At 52.4% G+C, this 20170-nt stretch carries 18 protein-coding genes; 14 read left to right on the top strand and 4 right to left on the bottom strand.

All coding sequences use genetic code 11. The annotated features are described in order from the left end of the window. Window positions 1-44 precede the first annotated feature (44 nt). The 3 genes from ACYVBJ_RS19395 to ACYVBJ_RS19385 all read left to right on the top strand — a co-directional run bounded on the left by ACYVBJ_RS19395 (window position 45) and on the right by ACYVBJ_RS19385 (window position 5661). Window positions 45-959, top strand: a complete 915-nt coding sequence (locus tag ACYVBJ_RS19395; protein ID WP_460983961.1) for a GLPGLI family protein — start codon at window positions 45-47, stop codon at window positions 957-959. A 32-nt stretch (window positions 960-991) separates the two neighbouring features. Continuing rightward, entirely contained in the window at window positions 992-4018 is a 3027-nt protein-coding gene (locus tag ACYVBJ_RS19390) for an outer membrane beta-barrel protein (protein WP_460983960.1), read from the top strand. A gap of 176 nt (window positions 4019-4194) precedes the next feature. Then, window positions 4195-5661, top strand: a complete 1467-nt coding sequence (locus tag ACYVBJ_RS19385; protein WP_460983959.1) for a M48 family metalloprotease — start codon at window positions 4195-4197, stop codon at window positions 5659-5661. A gap of 81 nt (window positions 5662-5742) precedes the next feature. Here ACYVBJ_RS19385 and ACYVBJ_RS19380 read toward each other — a convergent pair whose 3' ends face one another. Further along, window positions 5743-6813, bottom strand: a complete 1071-nt coding sequence (locus tag ACYVBJ_RS19380; protein ID WP_460975997.1) for a M42 family metallopeptidase — start codon at window positions 6811-6813, stop codon at window positions 5743-5745. A 102-nt stretch (window positions 6814-6915) separates the two neighbouring features. Further along, window positions 6916-7329: a helix-turn-helix domain-containing protein gene (locus ACYVBJ_RS19375; protein ID WP_460983958.1), complete on the bottom strand. Its 414-nt coding sequence runs from the start codon at window positions 7327-7329 to the stop codon at window positions 6916-6918. A 176-nt stretch (window positions 7330-7505) separates the two neighbouring features. Between ACYVBJ_RS19375 and ACYVBJ_RS19370 the strand changes: the two genes are divergently transcribed. The 9 genes from ACYVBJ_RS19370 (at window position 7506) to argB (ending at window position 16142) form a co-directional block, all read left to right on the top strand. After that, window positions 7506-8186: a ClpP family protease gene (locus ACYVBJ_RS19370; RefSeq protein ID WP_460983957.1), complete on the top strand. Its 681-nt coding sequence runs from the start codon at window positions 7506-7508 to the stop codon at window positions 8184-8186. A 163-nt stretch (window positions 8187-8349) separates the two neighbouring features. Beyond that, window positions 8350-9231, top strand: a complete 882-nt coding sequence (locus ACYVBJ_RS19365) for a hypothetical protein (protein ID WP_460983956.1) — start codon at window positions 8350-8352, stop codon at window positions 9229-9231. A gap of 216 nt (window positions 9232-9447) precedes the next feature. Then, window positions 9448-10680, top strand: coding sequence for an ATP-dependent Clp protease ATP-binding subunit ClpX (gene clpX / locus ACYVBJ_RS19360; RefSeq protein WP_460983955.1), 1233 nt, complete (start codon window positions 9448-9450; stop codon window positions 10678-10680). Between the two features lie 161 nt (window positions 10681-10841). Next, entirely contained in the window at window positions 10842-11429 is a 588-nt protein-coding gene (locus tag ACYVBJ_RS19355) for a hypothetical protein (RefSeq protein WP_460983954.1), read from the top strand. A gap of 219 nt (window positions 11430-11648) precedes the next feature. Continuing rightward, window positions 11649-12266 carry a hypothetical protein gene (locus ACYVBJ_RS19350; protein WP_460983953.1) on the top strand — a complete coding sequence of 206 codons (618 nt, stop codon included), beginning with the start codon at window positions 11649-11651 and terminating at the stop codon, window positions 12264-12266. Window positions 12267-12280: 14 nt separating this feature from the next. Beyond that, on the top strand, window positions 12281-13009 hold the full coding sequence (locus tag ACYVBJ_RS19345; protein ID WP_460983952.1) for an alpha/beta fold hydrolase: 729 nt from the start codon (window positions 12281-12283) through the stop codon (window positions 13007-13009). A 136-nt stretch (window positions 13010-13145) separates the two neighbouring features. After that, window positions 13146-14279, top strand: a complete 1134-nt coding sequence (locus tag ACYVBJ_RS19340) for an aspartate aminotransferase family protein (protein WP_460983951.1) — start codon at window positions 13146-13148, stop codon at window positions 14277-14279. A 48-nt stretch (window positions 14280-14327) separates the two neighbouring features. Continuing rightward, window positions 14328-15296, top strand: a complete 969-nt coding sequence (locus tag ACYVBJ_RS19335; RefSeq protein WP_460983950.1) for an N-acetylornithine carbamoyltransferase — start codon at window positions 14328-14330, stop codon at window positions 15294-15296. 63 nt (window positions 15297-15359) lie between these two features. Then, the gene (argB, locus tag ACYVBJ_RS19330; RefSeq protein ID WP_460983949.1) at window positions 15360-16142 is read left to right on the top strand and encodes an acetylglutamate kinase; all 783 of its coding nucleotides are present in this window, start codon (window positions 15360-15362) and stop codon (window positions 16140-16142) included. A 56-nt stretch (window positions 16143-16198) separates the two neighbouring features. Here argB and ACYVBJ_RS19325 read toward each other — a convergent pair whose 3' ends face one another. Beyond that, a complete protein-coding gene (locus ACYVBJ_RS19325) occupies window positions 16199-16768 on the bottom strand; it encodes a C40 family peptidase (protein WP_460984151.1) in 570 nt (189 codons plus the stop codon). Window positions 16769-17069: 301 nt separating this feature from the next. Then, window positions 17070-17525, bottom strand: coding sequence for a cytochrome B (locus ACYVBJ_RS19320; protein ID WP_460983948.1), 456 nt, complete (start codon window positions 17523-17525; stop codon window positions 17070-17072). Window positions 17526-17612: 87 nt separating this feature from the next. Between ACYVBJ_RS19320 and ACYVBJ_RS19315 the strand changes: the two genes are divergently transcribed. Continuing rightward, window positions 17613-17915: a DUF4286 family protein gene (locus ACYVBJ_RS19315; RefSeq protein WP_460983947.1), complete on the top strand. Its 303-nt coding sequence runs from the start codon at window positions 17613-17615 to the stop codon at window positions 17913-17915. A 101-nt stretch (window positions 17916-18016) separates the two neighbouring features. Beyond that, window positions 18017-20071: a sialate O-acetylesterase gene (locus ACYVBJ_RS19310; RefSeq protein WP_460983946.1), complete on the top strand. Its 2055-nt coding sequence runs from the start codon at window positions 18017-18019 to the stop codon at window positions 20069-20071. The last annotated feature ends 99 nt before the right edge of the window (window positions 20072-20170 follow it).

Here is a 20170-nt window from a genome sequence, read left to right as displayed (position 1 = left end):
TTTTAAATTGTGCAACGTTTATCCCCTGAATCGCTCTTTCCACCATGAAACAATACGTGTTTACTGTCTCTATTCTTAGTCTCCTCACCCTAACAACCTTATACGCTCAGTCGTCCTCATCGGACAGCCGTATGGCGGGTAAAATTACGTACGAAGGCATGCGCCGGGTCGACTTTTCGCAGATGCGCATGATCATTAACGGCCAGGAAGTGCGGCCCGGCAGTCCCGGCGCGCCGGAGCCCCCCGAAGGTATGCCCGATGTGATGTCATTTACGCAGAAGCTGGTATTTTCGGGGACGATGGCCAAAGAAGAACGTGATCGGCCGCAAAACATGATGATTCGCCGGACATTCGGTGGAGGGGCTAATGGCGCTGCTCCCGGAGGAGGTGATCGTGCCGGGCAACCCCGCGAAATGCGCATGACGCCCCCGTTTGAACAAACCACCTTTCTCGATCTGGCCAACCGGACGAACATTGAGGTGCTGACGATGAAAAAAGATTCGTCGAGCCAAACGTACCGTACGGAACGTCCCATGCCCAAAGCGGAGGGCTGGCAATTGTCCGATAAAACAAAAAAGATTGCGGGCTACGTTTGCCGCAAAGCCACCGCTACGTATCGGCCGATGCGCCGAATGATGGGCGGAGGGCCCGGCGCTGCACCGGCTGAACGAAACGATGCCGCACAGTCGGGGCCCGCCGAAACCTATACCGTCTGGTACACCACCGATCTGCCGTTTACCTACTCACCTGTTGCGGGCCTGACGCCGGAGAAAGGCGTTGTATTGCAGATCGAATCGGACAACGAGTCGTTCAAAGCAACGGGCGTGTCGATAGAGACCGTACCCGAAACCGCCGTTCAACCGCCTAAAGACGCTAAAATTGTCTCGTCCGACGAGATGAACGAACTGCGCCGGAAGGCGATGGCTACGTTTCGTCAGCGCATGATGAACCGAAACTAAAAAGCAATGACCGGGATTAAGCCGACGGGACAATGAAAAAAACGCTACTTCTGAAGAATCTATACTGGTTGCTGGTCGTCATTTTTCAGTGTACGCTGTTCGTTAATACGTCGCTGGCTCAGTCGTCGGGTACGATCCGGGGGGCGGTCGTCGATTCGCTGACGCGCAAGCCGTTGCTCGAAGCGTCGGTATCGCTGTTGTCGGCGCGGGATTCGTCGCTTATTACGTTCGGCATTACCGATGGAGAAGGGCAGTTTCTGTTTCCGAAAGTCGCCGAAGGGCAGTATCGCGTGTTGGTTACGTACGTTGGCTATCGGAGTCGTTCGCGCCGGATCTCGCTTACCAAAGCTGAGCCTGCTGCCGATGCGGGAACGCTTGAATTAGTTGCGCAGACCCAAACCCTCAATGAGGTTGCCGTACAGGGCGAACGGGCACCCATTGCCGTTAAGGGCGATACGCTGGAGTTTAACGCCGGGTCGTTCAAGACCAAACCGAATGCGCAGGTTGAAGATTTGCTGAAAAAACTGCCCGGTGTGGAGGTCGACCGCGACGGTACGGTGAAAGCGCAGGGGCAGGAGGTAAGAAAAGTGCTGGTGGATGGAAAACCGTTTTTCGGTAACGATCCTAAAATGGCCACCCGAAATCTTCCCGCCGACATCATCGATAAAGTGCAACTCTACGACCAGCAATCCGAGCAGTCGGCTTTCTCGGGCGTGGACGATGGCGACCGAGAAAAAACAATCAATATTACCACCAAGAAAGACAAACGCAAAGGGATGTTTGGCCAGCAGTCGATTGGGGCCGGTCCCAAACCCGACGACCAGGCTCGGTACTCTGCCGGACTGAGCCTGAACCGGTTTAACAACGGCCAGCAGATTTCAATGATCGGATCGGCTAACAACGTGAACCGGCAGGGATTCACGGCCCAGGACCTGGGACTGGGTAGCAACTTTGGGGGCAGCGGCCAGGGGCAGGGCGGTAATCCGGGGGGCGGAAATATGATCCGAGTCGGGGGTGGTCAGGGTGGCGGCTCATTTGGCGGGGGCGGTCAGGTGGGTAATAACGCCATTACGCAGTCGTGGTCGGGGGGGATTAACTACCGCGATGGCTGGGGTAAGAAAATCGACGTAGCCGGAAGTTATAATGTATCGAACACCAATACCGTAACCGATCAGCGCAGCCGCCGGGAAAACGTATTGCCAGGCCAGAACGATACGGGTACATCGGGTACGAACCGGTCGGATTCGTCGTTTGTAACAAACCGCGCCAACGGCTCCGACAATACCAATACCAACCACCGCGCGAATCTCCGGCTCGATTACCGAATCGATTCGCTGACAACCATTCGCGTTATTCCGAGTCTGTCGTGGCTTCAGTCAACTTACGAAACTCAAAGTCAGGCCCAGACGCTTGATGGGCGAGGTGCCGTGGCCAACACCAGCAATACCAGGTACAGTTCATCGGGCGAAGGGCTTTCCGGCAGTAACTCGCTGCTGTTTCTGCGTAAGTTCCGCAAGCGCGGCCGAACGTTTTCCCTGAACTGGAACGTATCGCTGAACGATCAGGACAACGAAGGCTTTAACCGGTCGACCAACACCTATGCCCAGCCCAATACGCCGATCTCAAGCACGAGCATCTCAACGACGGCGGTTCCGGGGAGTCAAACGGCTGTGAATGGGCTGTTCGCCCAGAACATCAACCAACGTAACGATCAGCAAACCCGGTCGATGACTAATTCGATCAACTTCAGCTATACCGAGCCGCTATCGTTGCGGCAAACGCTGGAATTTCACTACACCTTGTCGAACAACCGGAATACCTCAGACCGGCTCGTTAATGATTTTAATGAGTCGACGGGGCGCTACGATCTATTGAATACGCGATTGACCAATCGCTTCGTGAATACGTATATGACCAACCGGGGTGGGCTGACGTGGCAAACCCGGCGCCTGAAGTATACATACGCCCTCGGTGTTGATGTGCAGCAGGCCGGGTTACGGTCGAACAACCTCAGCAGAGACACAACCCTGAACCGGACGTTTACCAACTTGCTGCCAAACGCGCTGTTCACCTACAACTTCGGGAAGAGCCGGACGCTACGTATCAATTACCGCACGCGCATCAACGCACCGTCGGTCAATCAATTACAGCCGGTGCCCGACAATACCAATCCGCTCAATATCCGGCTCGGCAATGCGAACCTGCAACCCGAATACACCCATACGCTGTCGATGAATTTTAACCGGTTGGAGCCCACGACGTTTCGGAGCCTATTTGCTTCCCTGAACGTCAGCCGGACCGACAATAAGATCGTCAATGCTACGTCGTTTACCCGGTCGGGTGCCCAGACTACTCAACCCATAAACACCGATGGCTACTACAATCTGAGTGGCTTTCTGGCGCTGGGCAGACCGCTGATGTTCAGTGAGCAGCGGGTGAACCTGAACCTGACGACGAACCTGACCTACAACCGAGGGACGAGTTTTGTCAACAATCAGCCCAACCAGCTTCAGAATTGGCTCGTCGGCCAGGGGGTGCGTGTCAACACGAATCTGAACGAAAAGCTGGACCTGAGTTTAGCGGGTAACATCAACCTGCAATCCGCTCAGTATTCGCTGCAGCCGCAGCAAAACACAACCTTTCTGAACCAGACCGTTACGTTCGATCTGTTTTACCAGTTGCCGTTCCGATTCACGTTCACCACCGATGTGTACTACAATAATTATGGTGGCAGCTCGGCAACCTACAATCAGTCGTTTACCTTATGGAATGCGGCCCTTTCGCGGCAATTATTCAAGCAGAATCAGGGAGAGCTGCGTCTCCAGGTGTTCGATCTGCTCAGTCAGAACCAGAGCATTGTCCGGAACGTAACGGATACGTACACCGAGGAGGTGCAAAGCCGGGTGCTGAACCGCTACTTCATGGTCAGTTTTGTGTATAACCTGCGCCGGTTCGGAGCGGGCCAACCGAACCAGTCGCAGGATCGCCAGTTCCGCCGTATGGGTCGAATGCCGGGCGATGGTACCCCAAATGGGCGCGGATTCCGACGGGAAAATTAGCAAACACTATTATCTGCTAATTAGTCGATTAGGGCCCTATCTTACATTTCTCTGTATTCTCTATCAATATACTTGGCTTAAACAAAGCGGACTACATTAGTGGTTTATACTCAGATGTCAGTACAAAGCGCTTTGCGCGGTAACCGCTGACACCAGACACAAACCCTCATTCAGCCATGCACGCCTGTTTAACGCCAACCCGATTTGGGCTATTGATCATGCTCGTTATAGTAAGCGCCTGCGCGCGTAATCCGGTAACGGGGAAACGCGAGCTGTCGTTGATGTCGACGGAGCAGGAGATCGCACTTGGCAAAGAATCACATCCTTCCGTTGTTGCTACGATGGGGCTCTACGAAAACAAACAGCTCCAGGATTTTATCAACCAGAAAGGCATGGCGATGGCCAAAATATCCCATCGACCCGATTTGCCGTATCAGTTCTACATCGTCGACTCGCCGGTCGTAAACGCCTTTGCGGTACCGGGGGGCTACGTGTATTTTACGCGGGGCATTATGGCCCACTTCAATAACGAAGCGGAGTTTGCCGGGGTCCTGGGCCATGAGATTGGCCACATCACCGCCCGGCATTCGGTTCGTCAGCAGAATACCCAGATCTTGAGTACGTTAGGGACGATTGCCAGCGCCGTGTTTGCGCCCCAGCTCACCGAAATGGCTCAGCAGGGCTTAGGCCTGTTAACGCTTAAATATAGCCGGGCACACGAGTCGGAGTCCGACGGTATTGGCGTTGAATACTCGAGTAAAATCGGGTACGATGCCCACCAGATGGCCAACTTTTTTGCCACCATCAAACGCATCTCCGACAATTCGGGACAGGCCGTGCCTACGTTTTTGTCAACGCACCCCGATCCGGGTAATCGCTATTCACGTGTGCATGAACTGGCAAAAGAATACCAGGCGAAAAATCCGGGAAACTATCAAACCGATCGGGATCGGTACTTACAAATGATTGACGGAATCATATACGGCGAAGATCCGAAGCAGGGCTTTGTCGAGAAAAATGTGTTTTACCATCCGGAATTGCGGTTTCAGTTTCCCGTGCCGAGCGGCTGGCAATACCAGAACGCACCCAGCCAATTCCAGATGGTCGATAAAGATGGGCAGACGGCGATGATTCTGATGCTGGCACCCGGCAAATCGCTGGACGAAGCGGCTCAGGCTTTGGTGAAACAGCTTAGTCTGAAGGTGCTGGAGAGTTCAAAGACAACCATCAACGGGAATCCGGCTTACGTCTTGATTTCACAACAGCAAGCGCAGCAACAACAGGGACAGCCGCAGCAGCAAGCTGACCCGAAGAACACCTTACAGATTGGAACGTGGCTTATTCAGTATAATAACAGCATCTACGCCCTTCATGGCTTAACTTCGGCCAGCGGGTTCACCAATGCGTTTCAAACGTTTAAAAGCGTAGCCGGTAACTTTCGATCGCTCACGGACCCTGATAAACTCAACCGCAAGCCGGAGCGCGTAGCCATCCGAAAAGCCGCCCGCGACGGCTCGTTCCGCGACGTAATGGCGACCTTGGGAATGCCTTCCAGCCGGCTCGAAGAACTGGGTACGCTGAACAGCCTGAAGGCCGATGATCGCGTAGCCGCCGGTACATCACTTAAAATTATAACCCGCTAGAAATGTCAATCCCGTAGGCTGGCAGGGCTTACGGGATTGGAAATCGGCTGCGATGTGGTTTCGTATACGGTTGAACTAATGTTACTTGATATACCGGAAATCTTCTCCGCCTTTTAAGGCTAACAACGTTTCGTACATAAGCTTGATTACGTTCTGTACGTCGTCCATGTGCACCGTTTCGACAGTCGTGTGCATATATTTTAAGGGCAGCGAAATCAGGGCCGAGGCAATGCCTTCGGTAGCATACGCAAAAGCATCGGTATCCGTGCCCGTCGAACGACTAACGGCCTGCCGCTGAAAGGCAATGCCCTGTTGCTCAGCCACGCTGATCATGAAATCCAGTACGTTGTTTTGCACCGCCGGGCCATAGCACAATACGGGGCCATCGCCACATTTCAGATCTCCCTGCTCTTTCTTATCATACTTCGGTGATTGGGTGTCGTGCGTTACGTCGGTGCAGATAGCGAGGTCGGGTCGTAACCGGCGGGCGATCATTTCGGCACCGCGCAGGCCGATCTCCTCCTGCACCGCGTTGACCACATAGAGCGTATAGGGCAACGTAACGTTGTTTTCTTTCAGCAGACGGGCCACTTCGGCAATCATGAAGCCACCCATGCGGTTGTCCAGCGCCCGGCCCACAAAATAGCGCCCGTTCAGCTCCATCAAACCATCCGAAAATGTGCAGACCGTACCGACGTGAATGCCCAGATCAATTACTTCCTGTTTGGTAGCCGCGCCCACATCAATGAACAGATCGGTTACTTTGGGAGCCGTATCTTTAGCCAGATCCCGAACGTGAATGGCTGGCCAACCGAATACACCATCCACAACCCCTTTTTTTGTATGGAGATGCACCCGCATTGAGGGAGCGATTACCGCATCGGAGCCACCGTTCCGGCGAACAAACAGGTAGCCGTCGTCGGAGATGTAGTTAACAAACCAGGAAATTTCGTCGGAGTGGGCTTCAATCACGACTTTGTAGTCCTTTCCGGGCCCGATCACACCGACGGCTGTTCCATAGGTATCAACAATATACTCGTCGGTATAGGGTTTGAGGTAGTCTAACCAAATCTGCTGCCCCGACGATTCAAAGCCGGTCGGCGAAGCGTTGTTAAGGTACTGGTAGAGAAAATTTTTACTTTGGTCGGTCATTCGCTTATGCATCTAAAACCAGGAGCGCATCCAACTAGCGCGTCGGTAACGTAAGTTCTTCCTGTCTGCAAGGTAAGCGTCTTTTCAATTTCGGCCAAGTAATTAGAACCCGATCCGCTCGCGTTTTTGCTCCACACCCATCGACCGGAGGAGGTCCATAGCGATGCGGTCGTCGTATTTACGCTTCCAGTAGTCAGCCTCCAGCCGCAGCTTGTCGAGTTCGACCTGTTGCTTCTCAATGGTTAGGCGTAAGGTCTCCAGTTCATGATGAGCAACCTCACTCTGTTTATCATCAATTACCTGTGCGGAAACGGCTTCATCGGCTAACAGGGTCACCGGCGAAACCTGCAAGGCACTGGCAATCTGCGTAAGCCTGGAGAGGGTCAGGTCAGTTTTTCCGCGCTCAATGTCGCCGTAAGCCGTAGTGGATAAGTTGAGCAGATCGGCCATGTTCTCCTGCGATAACCCTTTCTGGAGCCGCTGAAGTCGTATTTTCTCTGCGATGGAAGCCTTCATATCAAGTAAGTACGATAAAATCTAAACCTAAACCGATACTGTTTTTCGGTATGATAACGCAATTTTGCAGTGTTCGGTGCAGCTAAACCTGCCAGGGCGCAACAACCCCGCAACGTTATCGGCCGAAACTTACATTGTCTGTTATTCGTTTTCAAACCAAAGAGTAAACCCAATATATGAATTACGAAAAAGAATTCCGCAAGTATGCCGTACATCACATGGGCCTTAACGGCCTTACGGTAGACGGTTATGTGAACCACACCGTCGAAAATATGACCCGCTCGGTTATTGAAGAAAGGCCCATGAACTTCCGTGAGGTAGACGTTTTCTCGCGGCTGATGGCCGACCGGATCATTTTTATGGGCCTTCCCGTCGACGATAACATTGCCAACATCATTGTGGCACAGCTGCTGTTCCTGGAATCGGCCGATCCGAAGAAAGACATCCTGATGTACCTGAACAGCCCTGGCGGATCGGTATATGCCGGTTTAGGTATCTACGACACTATGCAATACGTTCGGCCTGATGTCGCCACCGTTTGTACCAGTCTGGCCGCGTCGATGGGCGCTGTTTTGCTGGCGGGTGGTGCGGCCGGAAAGCGTACTGCACTTCCTCACGCCCGGGTTATGATTCACCAGCCATCGGGTGGTGCACAGGGGCAGTCGGTTGATATTGAAATTACCGCCCGCGAAATCGTTAAGCTCCGCGAAGAATTATACCAGATTCTGGCGCACCACTCCGGAAAAACAGTCGAAGAAATCGAAAAAGACTCGGACCGTGACAAGTGGATGCGGGCTGAGGAAGCTAAAGAATACGGTCTGATCGACGAAGTGTTACGTCGCGAAAAAACGGCCTGAGCTGTTTCGTTAAATCGACCTGAGTAAAAAGGCGCGAAAGCTACAGATGTGGTTTTCGCGCCTTTCTTTTTGCCGATAAATAAAAATAGATCAGGCCATTTCCCATTTTCAGTAGTTATATTGTCTTACAGGCGTTTGGCCTATATCGGCAAAAAACTACCTTATGCGACCTCATACCCTGATTGGCTGGTGCGTCAGTCTGGCATTACCTGGTTTACTAGCGGCTTGCATCAACGCAACGGAAGTTACCAAGCCGCAAACTCCCGATTCTACCGCAGTATCGGCACCGGTATCTATGTCGGTTGCCGTACAGGGGCATCTGAAGCAATACATCTTAACGCAGCGAAATATATTTTCTTCGGATTTTACCTACGATACTAAGGGACGGCAGGCATCAGTATGGACGTACAATCAGCGGTCGGGCGAGGGGAAAGACGATATGCCTCAGACCGTATTCACGTACGATGCCCAGAATCGGCTTCAAAAGATCGAAGAAGGCCGTTTCTCAACGGACCCCGCTACGGGCAACGCTGTAGCATTGGAGGTTGTCCGACGCTGCGAATTGGCGTACGAAGGATTAACCGTAACGGCAAGAACAACGGTAGCGCCTGCCTCAACGGGAAGTAGCCTGGAAACAGTCTATGAGCTTAATAAGACCGGGCATATCGTTAAACAAACGCAGCGATTTGCCGATGGCAGCAAAAATAAGCGGGTATATGTCTACGCCAACGATAACGTCATCCAGCAGGACGTCACGATTACGGATGCTTCGGGTGCCATAACCTCCCGGGCGCGTGATACGTATGAGTATGATACGTCCCAAAATCCCCTGCGTGGGCTGATCTCGCAGGGAGGGCTGATCGACGTACAAACCTATTCGAGCAGGAACAATCTGGTCCGGTCGAAATCCCAGAACCTGTCACCTGCCGACCCGGCCGTGATTGAGTCAACGAACGAAGCGACCTATCAATACACCTTTGCCAATAGTGGCTTACCCGTCAGCTACCAGGCTGGCACTGTGAGCGGTACTTTCGTTTACGATTAATAAAAACTTGGTCGGTAAGGCTCAGCCTGCTTGGCGATCTGACGGCCGATTAATAACTTTGTCAATAGCTCGCGACCCAGGCACACCTGGGTCGTCTTTATTTAGCCAAGTTGCTCTAACAAAGCACTCAAACGAACTGTTAACTGCATCGGACCGAAAACGGTATAAAACCCGGCGGTCTGTTGCAAAACCAGCCTATTTACACTGCAAACGTACATGCCACAAATCAGTTGCTCGTTCTGCGGAAGACGCAAAAACGAGGTGATGGTGCTGCTGTCAGGAATTGACGCACACATCTGCAACTATTGCATTGAGCAAGGCCACCAGGTGGTGTTGGAAGAGATGCGTCCGCGACGAAGCGAACCGGCCGAGGTAAACATCAATCTGATCAAGCCTGTCGATATGAAGCGCCACCTCGATCAATACGTAATTGGTCAGGACGATGCGAAGAAAGCGATCTGTGTTGCCGTTTATAATCACTATAAGCGATTGATGCAGCCCAAGACCAGCGACGACGTAACGATTGAAAAGTCGAACATCATCATGGTTGGCGAAACGGGTACCGGAAAAACGTATCTGGCCCGATCGATTGCCAAAATTCTGGAAGTGCCCTTCTGTATTGCCGATGCCACGGTGATCACCGAAGCGGGTTACGTTGGCGAAGACGTTGAAACGATTTTGACCCGGCTGCTGCAAGCCGCTGATTATAACGTTGAGTCGGCCGAACGGGGGATTGTCTATATCGATGAGATCGACAAAATCGCCCGCAAATCGGACAACCCCAGCATTACCCGCGACGTCAGTGGCGAAGGAGTGCAGCAGGCGCTGCTGAAACTGCTCGAAGGCTCGGTCGTGAACGTACCGCCCCAGGGTGGTCGTAAGCATCCCGATCAGCGGCTGATTGCACTCAACACGGAAAACATTCTGTTCATCTGCGGGGGCGCTTTCGACGGTATCGAGCGGCACATCACCAAGCGGATCAATACGCGTCCGATCGGTTTTTCGGGCGACCGTCGGCTGAACGATACGTTTGAGAAAGGTCATCTGATGCGGTATATCTCCGCGCTTGATCTGAAATCGTTCGGGCTTATTCCGGAGCTTATTGGCCGCTTACCCGTGCTGACTCACCTCGAACCGCTGGATCGGGCGGCTCTGATGCAGATCCTGACTGAGCCTAAAAACGCCATTACCAAGCAGTACGACAAGCTCTTCCAGATGGAGGACATTACGTTGCACTGGGACCCCAGCGCCCTGAATTACATCGTCGATCAGGCGCTCCAGTATGGTTTGGGGGCGCGCGGTTTGCGGTCAATCTGCGAATCGATCATCACCGACGCTATGTTCGAAATGCCTTCTCAGGCTGGCATTAAAGAGCTGACCGTCAGTCTGGAATATGCTCGTGAGAAATTTGGTAAGTCAACAACTTATCAGCTTCGTTCGGTAGCCTAAGACCTGTATAATAAAGTGCAACGAGCCCCAGCTTCGACAGAGGCTGGGGCTCGTTGCATTCCCACTTACTAGGAATTGTTCATGTATCGATAACAAAGCGGACAGCCGGTCAGTTGAGCCCTTGACAATTAATTGATTAACGCTCAAAATGACCTTGTCAAATGAAAACAACTACGTATCGCGTATTGGTCGGCTTGCTGCTGACCTTATTTTTTGCGGCCTGTAGCCGCCCGGTCGCTTATCTTCAAAAAGCCCCACGCGAGCAGTTTACTTCCGCTCAGCCTCAGGTAACGGCCCCGGTGGCGGAAGCTACCCCGGCGGCAACAGGCCTTACGGCAACGCCTGTTGAACAGATTGCGCAGGCTACGGCCGCCCTCGACCAGATCGACGCCCTGGTACGTAACGATAGCAGACTGGCTGCTAATAAAACCTTACAGAAACGGATGAACCGCGCCCGGACGATGCTGGCTACTGCTTCGACCAACGTAACGCTGACGCCTGATGCCGCAAGTGCTCCCCGCAAAGCAAACCTAATGGAGCGGATGGTGCTGAAAAAACTGGATAAGAAGCTCAGCAAACGACTGGCCCCCGCCAACCCAGACAAAGCGATGGCCAGCACTGGTATTCTGGCCGCTGGAGCGGTTGTCGTTATTGTTGGGCTGATTCTACTGCTGACCGGCGTAGGTTCAGGTGTAGGCGTTATTTTGCTACTGGCCGGAGCAGTTATCCTGCTGGTAGGGCTTTTGTAAAATCAGCCTTCTCAAGGGCGCTAATGACTTCGTAAACCGCTATTCGCGAAGTCATTAGCGCAAGGTAAACCCTGTCCAGTTCTGCCTGTATTGCCGAGCCAGTCTAATTTCGTTTAATCAGATTCATTCAGTTTTTCGCCTTACCTCACAACAAACCCCAAAAGATGCAGTTGTTGTGGGTGATATCTCAATCGTTCATTCATTTAAACCATGTTCTCTATGAGCACGCTTTCCAAGCACCTTTTTGCAGCCCTTATGGGTGCCGCCATTCTTTCATCCTGCAGCCGTCCAGTTGCTTATTTTCAAAAAGGCCCACGCGAACAATTTAAATCACCCCAGCAGGAAACGGTTGCTGTAGCCACGCCAGTTGAAGCCGCGCAGCCCGTTGCTGTTGAAACACTAACTCCCGAAGCAACGCCCGCGCCAGCACCCGCTGTGGCTGAGGTCGCACAGGCTAAACAAGTGATGAGTCAGGTAGAAGCCTACGTTCGGAACGATAGTAAACTGGCTTCGAACAAGAAACTGACCAAGCGGATGGCCCGGGTTAACGAACTGCTCACCACCGCCAGCGATAAGTCGAACGTATCAGCAAGCGCAGCTTCGACCAAGAAACTGTCGCTGATGGAGCGTACAGTACTGAAAAAGCTGGATAAGAAAATTAAAAACCACGTAGCGCCGGACGAAGCCAAAGCGTTGAACCGTAACGCCCGTAACGGGATCATTATTGGTGCTATCGGTCTGATCCTGTCGTTGCTATTCGGTGGCGTTATCGGCGTTCTTGGTCTGATTCTGCTCATCGTGGGTATTGTTCTGATTCTGCTGGGCGTACTCGAATAAGTATAATGCGTGTAATGAGTCAGCAAACCACTCTTTGTCTCATTCACGGTCACGGCGTAGATGCTTCTATCTGGGATGGCGTCTACGCCGATTTGTCTGTAACGACCTCCGTCCTGAGACCTGATTTTTCTCGCTTTAGTCATCTCCAGACCATCGAAGCGTATGCCGAAGAACTGCATGCTTATCTGCAAAATGCTCAGGTTGATAAGGTTCTGTTAGTGGGCCACTCAATGGGCGGGTATATCGCTCTGGCGTTTGCCGAGCAGTATCCCGGGCGAGTGAGCGGTATGTGCTTATTTCACTCAACGGTATCGGCCGACGACGAAGCCAAGAAAGAGCAGCGTCGGCAGGTGATTGGCAAATTGAAAACGGAGGGAAGCCGCGATTTTCTTCAAACAGCCATTACCAATATGTTTGCGCCTGACAATCGGACGAAGATGGCCGATACGATAAAAGCGCTGATTGACCGGTACAGTGATCTGCCCCGCGAAGCGTTGAGCGCGGGTGTACAGGCCATGCTGTTACGTCCCGATCGAACGCACGTACTCCAGCACGCTACGTTCCCCGTGATGATTGTGGCCGGGCAACATGATCAGATTATTCCAATCGAGAAAAATCGTCGTCTGGCCGAGATACTTTCCCAAGCTGGTCTTGTTGTATTGAACGAGTCCGGACATGTAGGTATGGTGGAAGAACAAGAAGCTACGTTGCAGGCGATTCACTCACTCGTCGCTACCGTGTAAGCAGTCATAAACGAAGAATCTGGAAGGAAGTCGAGTCGGCTTCCTTTTTGCGTTTTAACCGGTTTTCGCCTGATAATCCGTAAACTTGCACCAGGTTTTGTAAGTCGTATACCGACGACTGTTACTTCTTTGCGAAATGGCTGAGCTTTTTAACGTTTATCCGCTGTACGACATTGAACCCGTTCGGGCACAGGGCAGCTATTTATGGGACACCAACGGTACCCGTTACCTCGATCTGTACGGGGGCCACGCTGTAATTTCGGTTGGGCATACGCACCCGCGTTACGTGCAGGCGCTGACAGACCAACTTCATAAAATCTCGTTTTATTCGAACTCGGTCCGGATACCGCAGCAGCAGGAGTTAGCCGAGAAATTGGGCGCTCTTTCCGGACATCCCGATTATACCCTGTTTCTATGCAATTCGGGCGCGGAAGCTAACGAAAACGCCTTAAAGCTGGCGTCGTTTCACAACGGCCGGACGAAGGTGGTTGCGTTCTCGAAATCATTCCACGGGCGTACCGCCGGTGCTGTAGCGGCAACCGATAACGCGGCTATTGTGGCACCGATCAACTATAACCAACACGTAACGTTTCTGCCGTACAACGATGCTGAAGCGGCCCGGGCCGGTATTACCTCCGATACCTGCGCCGTTATCATCGAAGGCATTCAGGGCGTAGGCGGGATTAACGTTGCTACCGACGAGTTTCTGCAAACACTTCGCCAGCGTTGCAACGAAACCGGTGCCGTGCTGATCCTCGACGGTGTTCAGTGTGGCTATGGCCGGTCGGGTAAGTTTTTCTCGCACCAGTACAGCGGCATTCAGGCCGATATTATTTCGATGGCGAAAGGAATGGGCAACGGGTTTCCGATTGGCGGGATTCTGATCTCACCCAAGTTCAAAGCCAGCTACGGCCTGCTCGGAACAACCTTCGGCGGAAATCATCTGGCCTGTACCGCGGCCATTGCGGTGCTGGACATCATGAAAGACGAAGGCCTGATCGAAAATGCTTCGCGAATGGGTGACTATCTGATGAATGGCATCCGTCAGGTAGGTGGCTATAAGGACCTGCGTGGCCGGGGACTGATGATCGGTATCGAGTACGATTTCCCCGTTGATGCGTTACGGAAATCGCTGTTGTTCGAACACAAGCAGTTCACGGGCGTAGCCGGTAAAAACATCATTCGACTGCTTCCTTCGCTGGCTATTGGTACCGATGAGGCCGATCAATTCCTGGAAGCGCTGCGTAAAGAAGTGAGTGTCGTTTTATAATTCTGAATTTTATCACCCTGCACAAGGACACAGGGCGTTTATACACTAATGACCAATTTCCTTTCCCTGGCCGACGTGACGGATCTCGACGCGTTGATTCAATCCGGACGTAGCGCCAAAGCCGATCCTTTTGCCGAACAGCACCTGGGTACTAACAAAACAATAGGGTTGATTTTCTTTAATTCCAGCTTACGCACCCGCCTGAGTACGCAGAAGGCCGCGCAGAACCTCGGCCTGAACGTAATGATCATGAACGTTGGACAGGATAGCTGGGGCCTGGAGATGGAAGAGGGAGTGTTCATGAATGGCGATAAGGCCGAACACGTTCGCGAAGCAGCCGCCGTTATTGGCCGCTATTGCGACATCATTGGCATCCGCGCGTTCGCCGAATTGAAAGACCGGGACAAGGATTATCGGGAGCAGGTCATGCACCAGTTTGCTAAATACGCCAAAGTACCTATTGTTAACCTGGAATCGGCAACGCGGCACCCGCTACAGTCGCTGGCCGATTGCATAACCATCGAAGAAGCGAAAGCCGCGTCGGGCCTGGTTCGGCCGAAGGTCGTACTGACCTGGTTGCCGCATTTTAAACCGCTTCCCCAGGCCGTGGCAAACTCGTTTTGCGAGTGGATGAACGCCCGCGCCAGGTCAGGAGATGTTGAGTTTGTGGTGACGCATCCCGAAGGGTATGAATTAGCGGCTGAATTTGTTGGCGACGCGCCCGTTACCTATAACCAGGCCGAAGCGTTTGCCGGAGCCGATTTTATCTATGGCAAAAACTGGTCATCGTATACCCAATACGGCCAGGTGCTCACCCAGGACCCGTCGTGGGCGGTAACGATGGACCACATGCGATTAACCAACAACGGCAGGTTTATGCATTGCCTGCCCGTCCGGCGCAATCTGAAAGTGGCTGATGAGGTGTTGGATAGCCCGCAGTCACTGGTTATTGAACAGGCGGCTAACCGCGAATGGTCGGCTCAGGCAGTACTGAAAGAAATCCTGAAAACAATCTGACGAAGGAAGACCGCGCCAGCTATGGCGTTTGCAAAACTGGTCTGCTGTTACGTTCATACCCAGATGCAATCACTCACTGTTATTAAGATTGGCGGAAACGTCATCGACAACCCCGACGCGTTAGCCCGCTTTCTATCCGCGTTTTCTACGCTGACTCTGCCTAAACTGCTTATTCACGGTGGTGGAAAAGTGGCGACTCAGGTAGCAGAGAAATTAGGGATTCAAACTACCATGGTCGACGGACGACGCATTACCGATCAGCCAATGCTCGACGTAGTGACAATGGTGTACGGAGGGCTCGTCAATAAACAGATTGTCGCAAAGCTTCAGGCCTTAGACGTAAACGCGATTGGCTTAACGGGGGCCGATGCCGGTACCGTTCTGTCCGAAAAGCGACCGGTGAAAGACATTGACTATGGCTTTGTGGGTGACATTAAAGAAGTGGACTCCGGGCGGATCCAGTATTTTCTGCGGCAGGAGTTAACGCCGGTATATGCACCGATTACGTACGATGAAACGGGAAATCTGCTGAATACAAACGCAGACACAATGGCATCGGCAATTGCGGTCGATATGGTTAAGCACAACGACGTAACGCTGGTGTACTGTTTTGAGAAGAAAGGCGTATTGGCTGACCCTACCGACGATAACAGCGTAATCGCTGAGCTGACTCCGGAGATTTACGCAACCCATAAAGCGGCTGGTACCATTAATAAAGGCATGATTCCGAAGCTGGACAATGCCTTTCGAGCCTTAGACAACGGCGTATCGAAAGTCATCATCTGCCATGCCGATGAAGTAGCCGCAGCCGTAGTGCAGGGAGCCGGAACGACGCTGAGAAAATAGGCCAGTAACGGGAAGATATATACCAAAAAAAGCGGCTTCGGGCCGCTTTACTTTTTTTACTTCTCTGCCAGCAGGTGCATCACCCGGCGGACGCCGACAAACCGTCTGTGGTAATAATCGGCGTGGAGATAATCATAACGGACGCCACCGTTCCAGGCTGAGTGGATGAATTTGATCCGGTCACCGATCACTTCGGTAATCAGTCCGACATGACCGATGCGGCTGCCGCCAGAACTGTGTCCTTTAAAAAGAATTAGATCGCCAGGCTGCGCTTCGGTCTTCTCGATGGGCATGCCAACATTGCCTTGGGCCGCGCTGGAATGGGGGAGGGTAATACCGAAGTGGTTAAAACAGAAACGAGTAAAGCCGGAGCAGTCGAATCCGTGAGTACTGGTGCCGCCGGAGCGGTAGCGAATGGTGAGATGCTTCTTGGCGAAGTTGATGACATCACCTACGAGGGGAATTTGCTCGTAGAAACTTGGTGTAGTTACGGTGGGTACTTCAGTTACAGTAGGTACGGAAACTTGATTAAGTACGGTGGGTATTTCAACTACGGCGGGTACGGTTTGAGCTTGAACGATGCCAAACGAGACAACAGATAATGCTGTCAGGAGCATTTTTCTCATCATGAAATTAGGTCAAATTCAAATTACGTGTCATAAAAGTATAGTAATGGGGAATTATCTCCAAATAATTGAGGAATATTTTCTACACAATTTTCAAAAAAAAGAATGCCATAAATCTTAGTATTCTGATTATTAAGTAAGTGATCTTTTTTATCGGTTAATTGATAATTGAGGATGTGCTATAAAAATCAAGCTAATTAGTAGACTATATGGTAGGCATGACTTCTTTTTTGTCAAAAGAAAAGGGTGCCCGAGTCACTACTGAACTCAGGCACCCTTTGTGATAACGGACACTAAGCGATTAGAACCAGCCAGCCCCCTGCATCCGGAATGGCCAGGGAATTGCAATAAGAATCAGAAGCAGCCCTAATCCGTAGAACAAAGCAACCATCCGGTGTTTATCGGTGGCATCGCTGAGCCGCTTGTGGCGTGAATACCCAATGGTCACCAGAATAATCGCGATCAGCATGGTCGTAATGTGCTCTACCGTGTAAAAGCGATAGAACTTATCCATAGCTAGGTCAAAGTTTACCTTCGGGCTACCGCCTGCGCTAACCGGGAGTACATAGAGCAGCAGACCGCCTAAGAACTGTATGTGCGTAGCGATCAGCGCAAACAAGTACAGCTTTCGATTTCCGTCGGTATACGTGTTCCGACCCCGAAGCCGCTGAATGGCTGTGACCGCGGCCGCTATCAACAAAATAAGTACGAGCCAGCGCAGGCCGGAATGGGCGTGTCTAAGGATATTGTATAGCATTCAACAAACGAGTTAGTGAGATATTGTTTTTTGACAAAGAAACAACCAAATGGCCAACTTACGCCGACGATCGTTTGTTTGACTACTATGGTTCTTTATAATACTACGTATAGTGTAGCCCAGGAGGTCGCCGACGACTGGCTTCACTGGATGAAAACGTTTTACCTCCCCGCCGTTGCCGCCACGAAATTGCCGACGGGACACCGTTTGCTGCGACTGTTAACCGAGCTCGATAATGGGGGAGTGACGTACTCGGTGCAACTGGATTTTACGTCAAGGGACGACTATGACATTTACCAGCATCAGCATGCCGACGCTATGCAAAGGCGCATACAGCATCGGTTCGCCAATCAGCTTGTCTCGTTTGATACGTTGCTGGAAGAAGTTTAATACCGTCTGGTAAATATAGGGTTTAGGATTTGACAGGTTGGGTTATCAACGGCATGATTCGTGATTCTGTCGTATGTATATCCACTGTTACTCTGTACCTTATGTATGCCTTTCGGTCATCCACCCCGTGGGCGAAGAAGTTCTGGCTGTTGGGATTAGGTGTTGTTGAGGTTTTCTTCGCTGTTTCTGCTTACGCTCAGCTTTCGATAACGTTTCCGGTTTCGCGTCTGGTTTTTCAGCGCAGTAATGCCAATCAGGCCTACATAACGGTCGCCGGTGTTTGCGCTGTTCCCATCGATCGGGTAGAAGTCCGCCTGCTTGCCGTTACGGCCGGTCAGGGACAGTCGACGGACTGGGCGGTGCTGGATGAAAGCCCGACAAACGGGCAGTTTGGTGGGCGGGTGCTCGCTGCCGGTGGGTGGTATCGGCTGGAAGTACGGGCCTGGGCCGGAGGTAGTATTGTTGCTGCGGATCAGAAACAACCCGTCGGCGTTGGCGAGGTGTTTGCCATCGCAGGTCAGTCGAACGGGCAAGGCATCTGGGAGCGTGACGCGGTGGATCCGGCCGATGAACGGGTTGTGTGCGCTCCGCATTTTAACCTGACCGACACCATTCGGTTGCCGCTGCCGTTTTATGCCGCCCCAGTGTCCGCCACGAGTCTCATCGGACCAAGGGGGCAGAGCGCCTGGTGCTGGGGACGTTTAGGCGATCGATTGGCCGCCCGATTCAACGTACCGGTTTTGTTTTACAACGCGGCCTGGTCGGGTACAGCCGTGCGCAACTGGCGGGAAAGTATCACCGTCGATAGTACGGCCACTTCCTACAACGACTATTTCCGGCCGGGGATGCCCTACGGGAATCTGAAACGAATTGTCCAGGATTATGCCCGTTTAACCGGATTACGGGCCGTATTGTGGCATCAGGGCGAAGCCGAGTTTTACGATACGGACCCATCGGCAGCCCATTACGCGCAGGATCTGGAAACGGTGATTCGGCAGAGTCGCCGGGATGCGGGTTTCGATCTGACCTGGGTAGTAGCGCGGGTGTCGATGGATGATAACCTGCTCATCAACTACAACCTTACCCATTATGAGCCGGTTATAGCCGCCCAGAATTACGTAATCCAGCACGTTGATCGGGTATATCCTGGTCCTGATACAGATACTATCCAGATGCCCCGAACCGACGGGGTTCACTTTTCGGGCGAGGGTTTACGACTGCTCGGTGATGCCTGGAACAACCATTTGACGAATGAATTTTTTCAGAACGTAGCGCCGTTGCCACCGGTCGATGTGCCGAGTACCGACCTGGCTATAAACACGTATATTGATGCTCCGTCATCACGGGTGAACGATCCGGTGCGGGTAACAATTACCGTTCGGAACGAGGGCGCCAAGGTGGCTACAAATGTATGGCTGCGTTGTGAACTGCCCGCCCCGTTTACGTTCGTAAGCGGAACCGGCCTGACTCATATGCGTGGGCTTATACTGGCAAAACTGGCCGAAGTGACGCCGACAGCACCGGTGTCCGTAACCTTTCTGGCGGTTCCCACACAGGAAGGAACGTATCATATAGCAGCCGAAATTGCCCGCGCCGATCAACTGGATACGGATTCAAGGCCAAACACGAGCATTGGCGACGGACAGGACGATGTAGCACGGGTTACGTTTCGAACGCGTCAGGCCGGTACGCGGCAGTTTAGCGTACCCATCTCGATCAATGCACCACCGCTGCCACCGGTAGCATCTAATCAACCGATACCGGACCCGACGAAAGCCGATTTAAGTCTTACTGTATTCCTTAATCAACCCGCCGTGTCGGTTGGCGACATCGTGTCGATCAGCATGAGCGTTGGCAGTCAGGGTGGTAGTGCGTCGGGGCAGGTTAACGTAGTGTGTATACTACCGACAAGTTTGAGCTTTATCGATGGCACGAACGTAACTGCAGCATCTGGCCAGTATTACGCCACCATCAGCAACATTGCGCCGGGACGTACCGAAACGGTCTGGCTGCGGGCCAGGGCGCTGCAATCCGGGAATGCCGTGATTAAGTCGCAACTAAATCAGGCGTCTATTGGCGACCCGGATTCGACTCCTGGGAATGGTTACGACAACGGCGAAGACGATACCGCTCAAGTTACGCTGCGAATCAGGTAATGATACAGAGGAGAAATATTCGACTTGGACAACGTCGTTACGTATCCAGGTGCAGTGTCAGGTGTATTCTGACCACGTCCGTATTGCCGTTTAGGTATG

Source organism: Spirosoma fluminis (genome assembly GCF_054778895.1).
Note: the sequence above shows the minus strand (reverse complement) of the source record. Positions and strands in the feature narration are given on the sequence as shown.

Bases quoted from the DNA above. Each gene is read 5' to 3' on its own strand.
- ACYVBJ_RS19395 (WP_460983961.1), top strand. From the start codon at position 45: ATGAAACAATACGTGTTTACTGTCTCTATTCTTAGTCTCCTCACCCTA.
- ACYVBJ_RS19390 (WP_460983960.1), top strand. From the start codon at position 992: ATGAAAAAAACGCTACTTCTGAAGAATCTATACTGGTTGCTGGTCGTC.
- ACYVBJ_RS19385 (WP_460983959.1), top strand. From the start codon at position 4,195: ATGCACGCCTGTTTAACGCCAACCCGATTTGGGCTATTGATCATGCTC.
- ACYVBJ_RS19380 (WP_460975997.1), bottom strand. From the start codon at position 6,813: ATGACCGACCAAAGTAAAAATTTTCTCTACCAGTACCTTAACAACGCT.
- ACYVBJ_RS19375 (WP_460983958.1), bottom strand. From the start codon at position 7,329: ATGAAGGCTTCCATCGCAGAGAAAATACGACTTCAGCGGCTCCAGAAA.
- ACYVBJ_RS19370 (WP_460983957.1), top strand. From the start codon at position 7,506: ATGAATTACGAAAAAGAATTCCGCAAGTATGCCGTACATCACATGGGC.
- ACYVBJ_RS19365 (WP_460983956.1), top strand. From the start codon at position 8,350: ATGCGACCTCATACCCTGATTGGCTGGTGCGTCAGTCTGGCATTACCT.
- clpX (WP_460983955.1), top strand. From the start codon at position 9,448: ATGCCACAAATCAGTTGCTCGTTCTGCGGAAGACGCAAAAACGAGGTG.
- ACYVBJ_RS19355 (WP_460983954.1), top strand. From the start codon at position 10,842: ATGAAAACAACTACGTATCGCGTATTGGTCGGCTTGCTGCTGACCTTA.
- ACYVBJ_RS19350 (WP_460983953.1), top strand. From the start codon at position 11,649: ATGAGCACGCTTTCCAAGCACCTTTTTGCAGCCCTTATGGGTGCCGCC.
- ACYVBJ_RS19345 (WP_460983952.1), top strand. From the start codon at position 12,281: ATGAGTCAGCAAACCACTCTTTGTCTCATTCACGGTCACGGCGTAGAT.
- ACYVBJ_RS19340 (WP_460983951.1), top strand. From the start codon at position 13,146: ATGGCTGAGCTTTTTAACGTTTATCCGCTGTACGACATTGAACCCGTT.
- ACYVBJ_RS19335 (WP_460983950.1), top strand. From the start codon at position 14,328: ATGACCAATTTCCTTTCCCTGGCCGACGTGACGGATCTCGACGCGTTG.
- argB (WP_460983949.1), top strand. From the start codon at position 15,360: ATGCAATCACTCACTGTTATTAAGATTGGCGGAAACGTCATCGACAAC.
- ACYVBJ_RS19325 (WP_460984151.1), bottom strand. From the start codon at position 16,768: ATGAGAAAAATGCTCCTGACAGCATTATCTGTTGTCTCGTTTGGCATC.
- ACYVBJ_RS19320 (WP_460983948.1), bottom strand. From the start codon at position 17,525: ATGCTATACAATATCCTTAGACACGCCCATTCCGGCCTGCGCTGGCTC.
- ACYVBJ_RS19315 (WP_460983947.1), top strand. From the start codon at position 17,613: ATGGTTCTTTATAATACTACGTATAGTGTAGCCCAGGAGGTCGCCGAC.
- ACYVBJ_RS19310 (WP_460983946.1), top strand. From the start codon at position 18,017: ATGTATGCCTTTCGGTCATCCACCCCGTGGGCGAAGAAGTTCTGGCTG.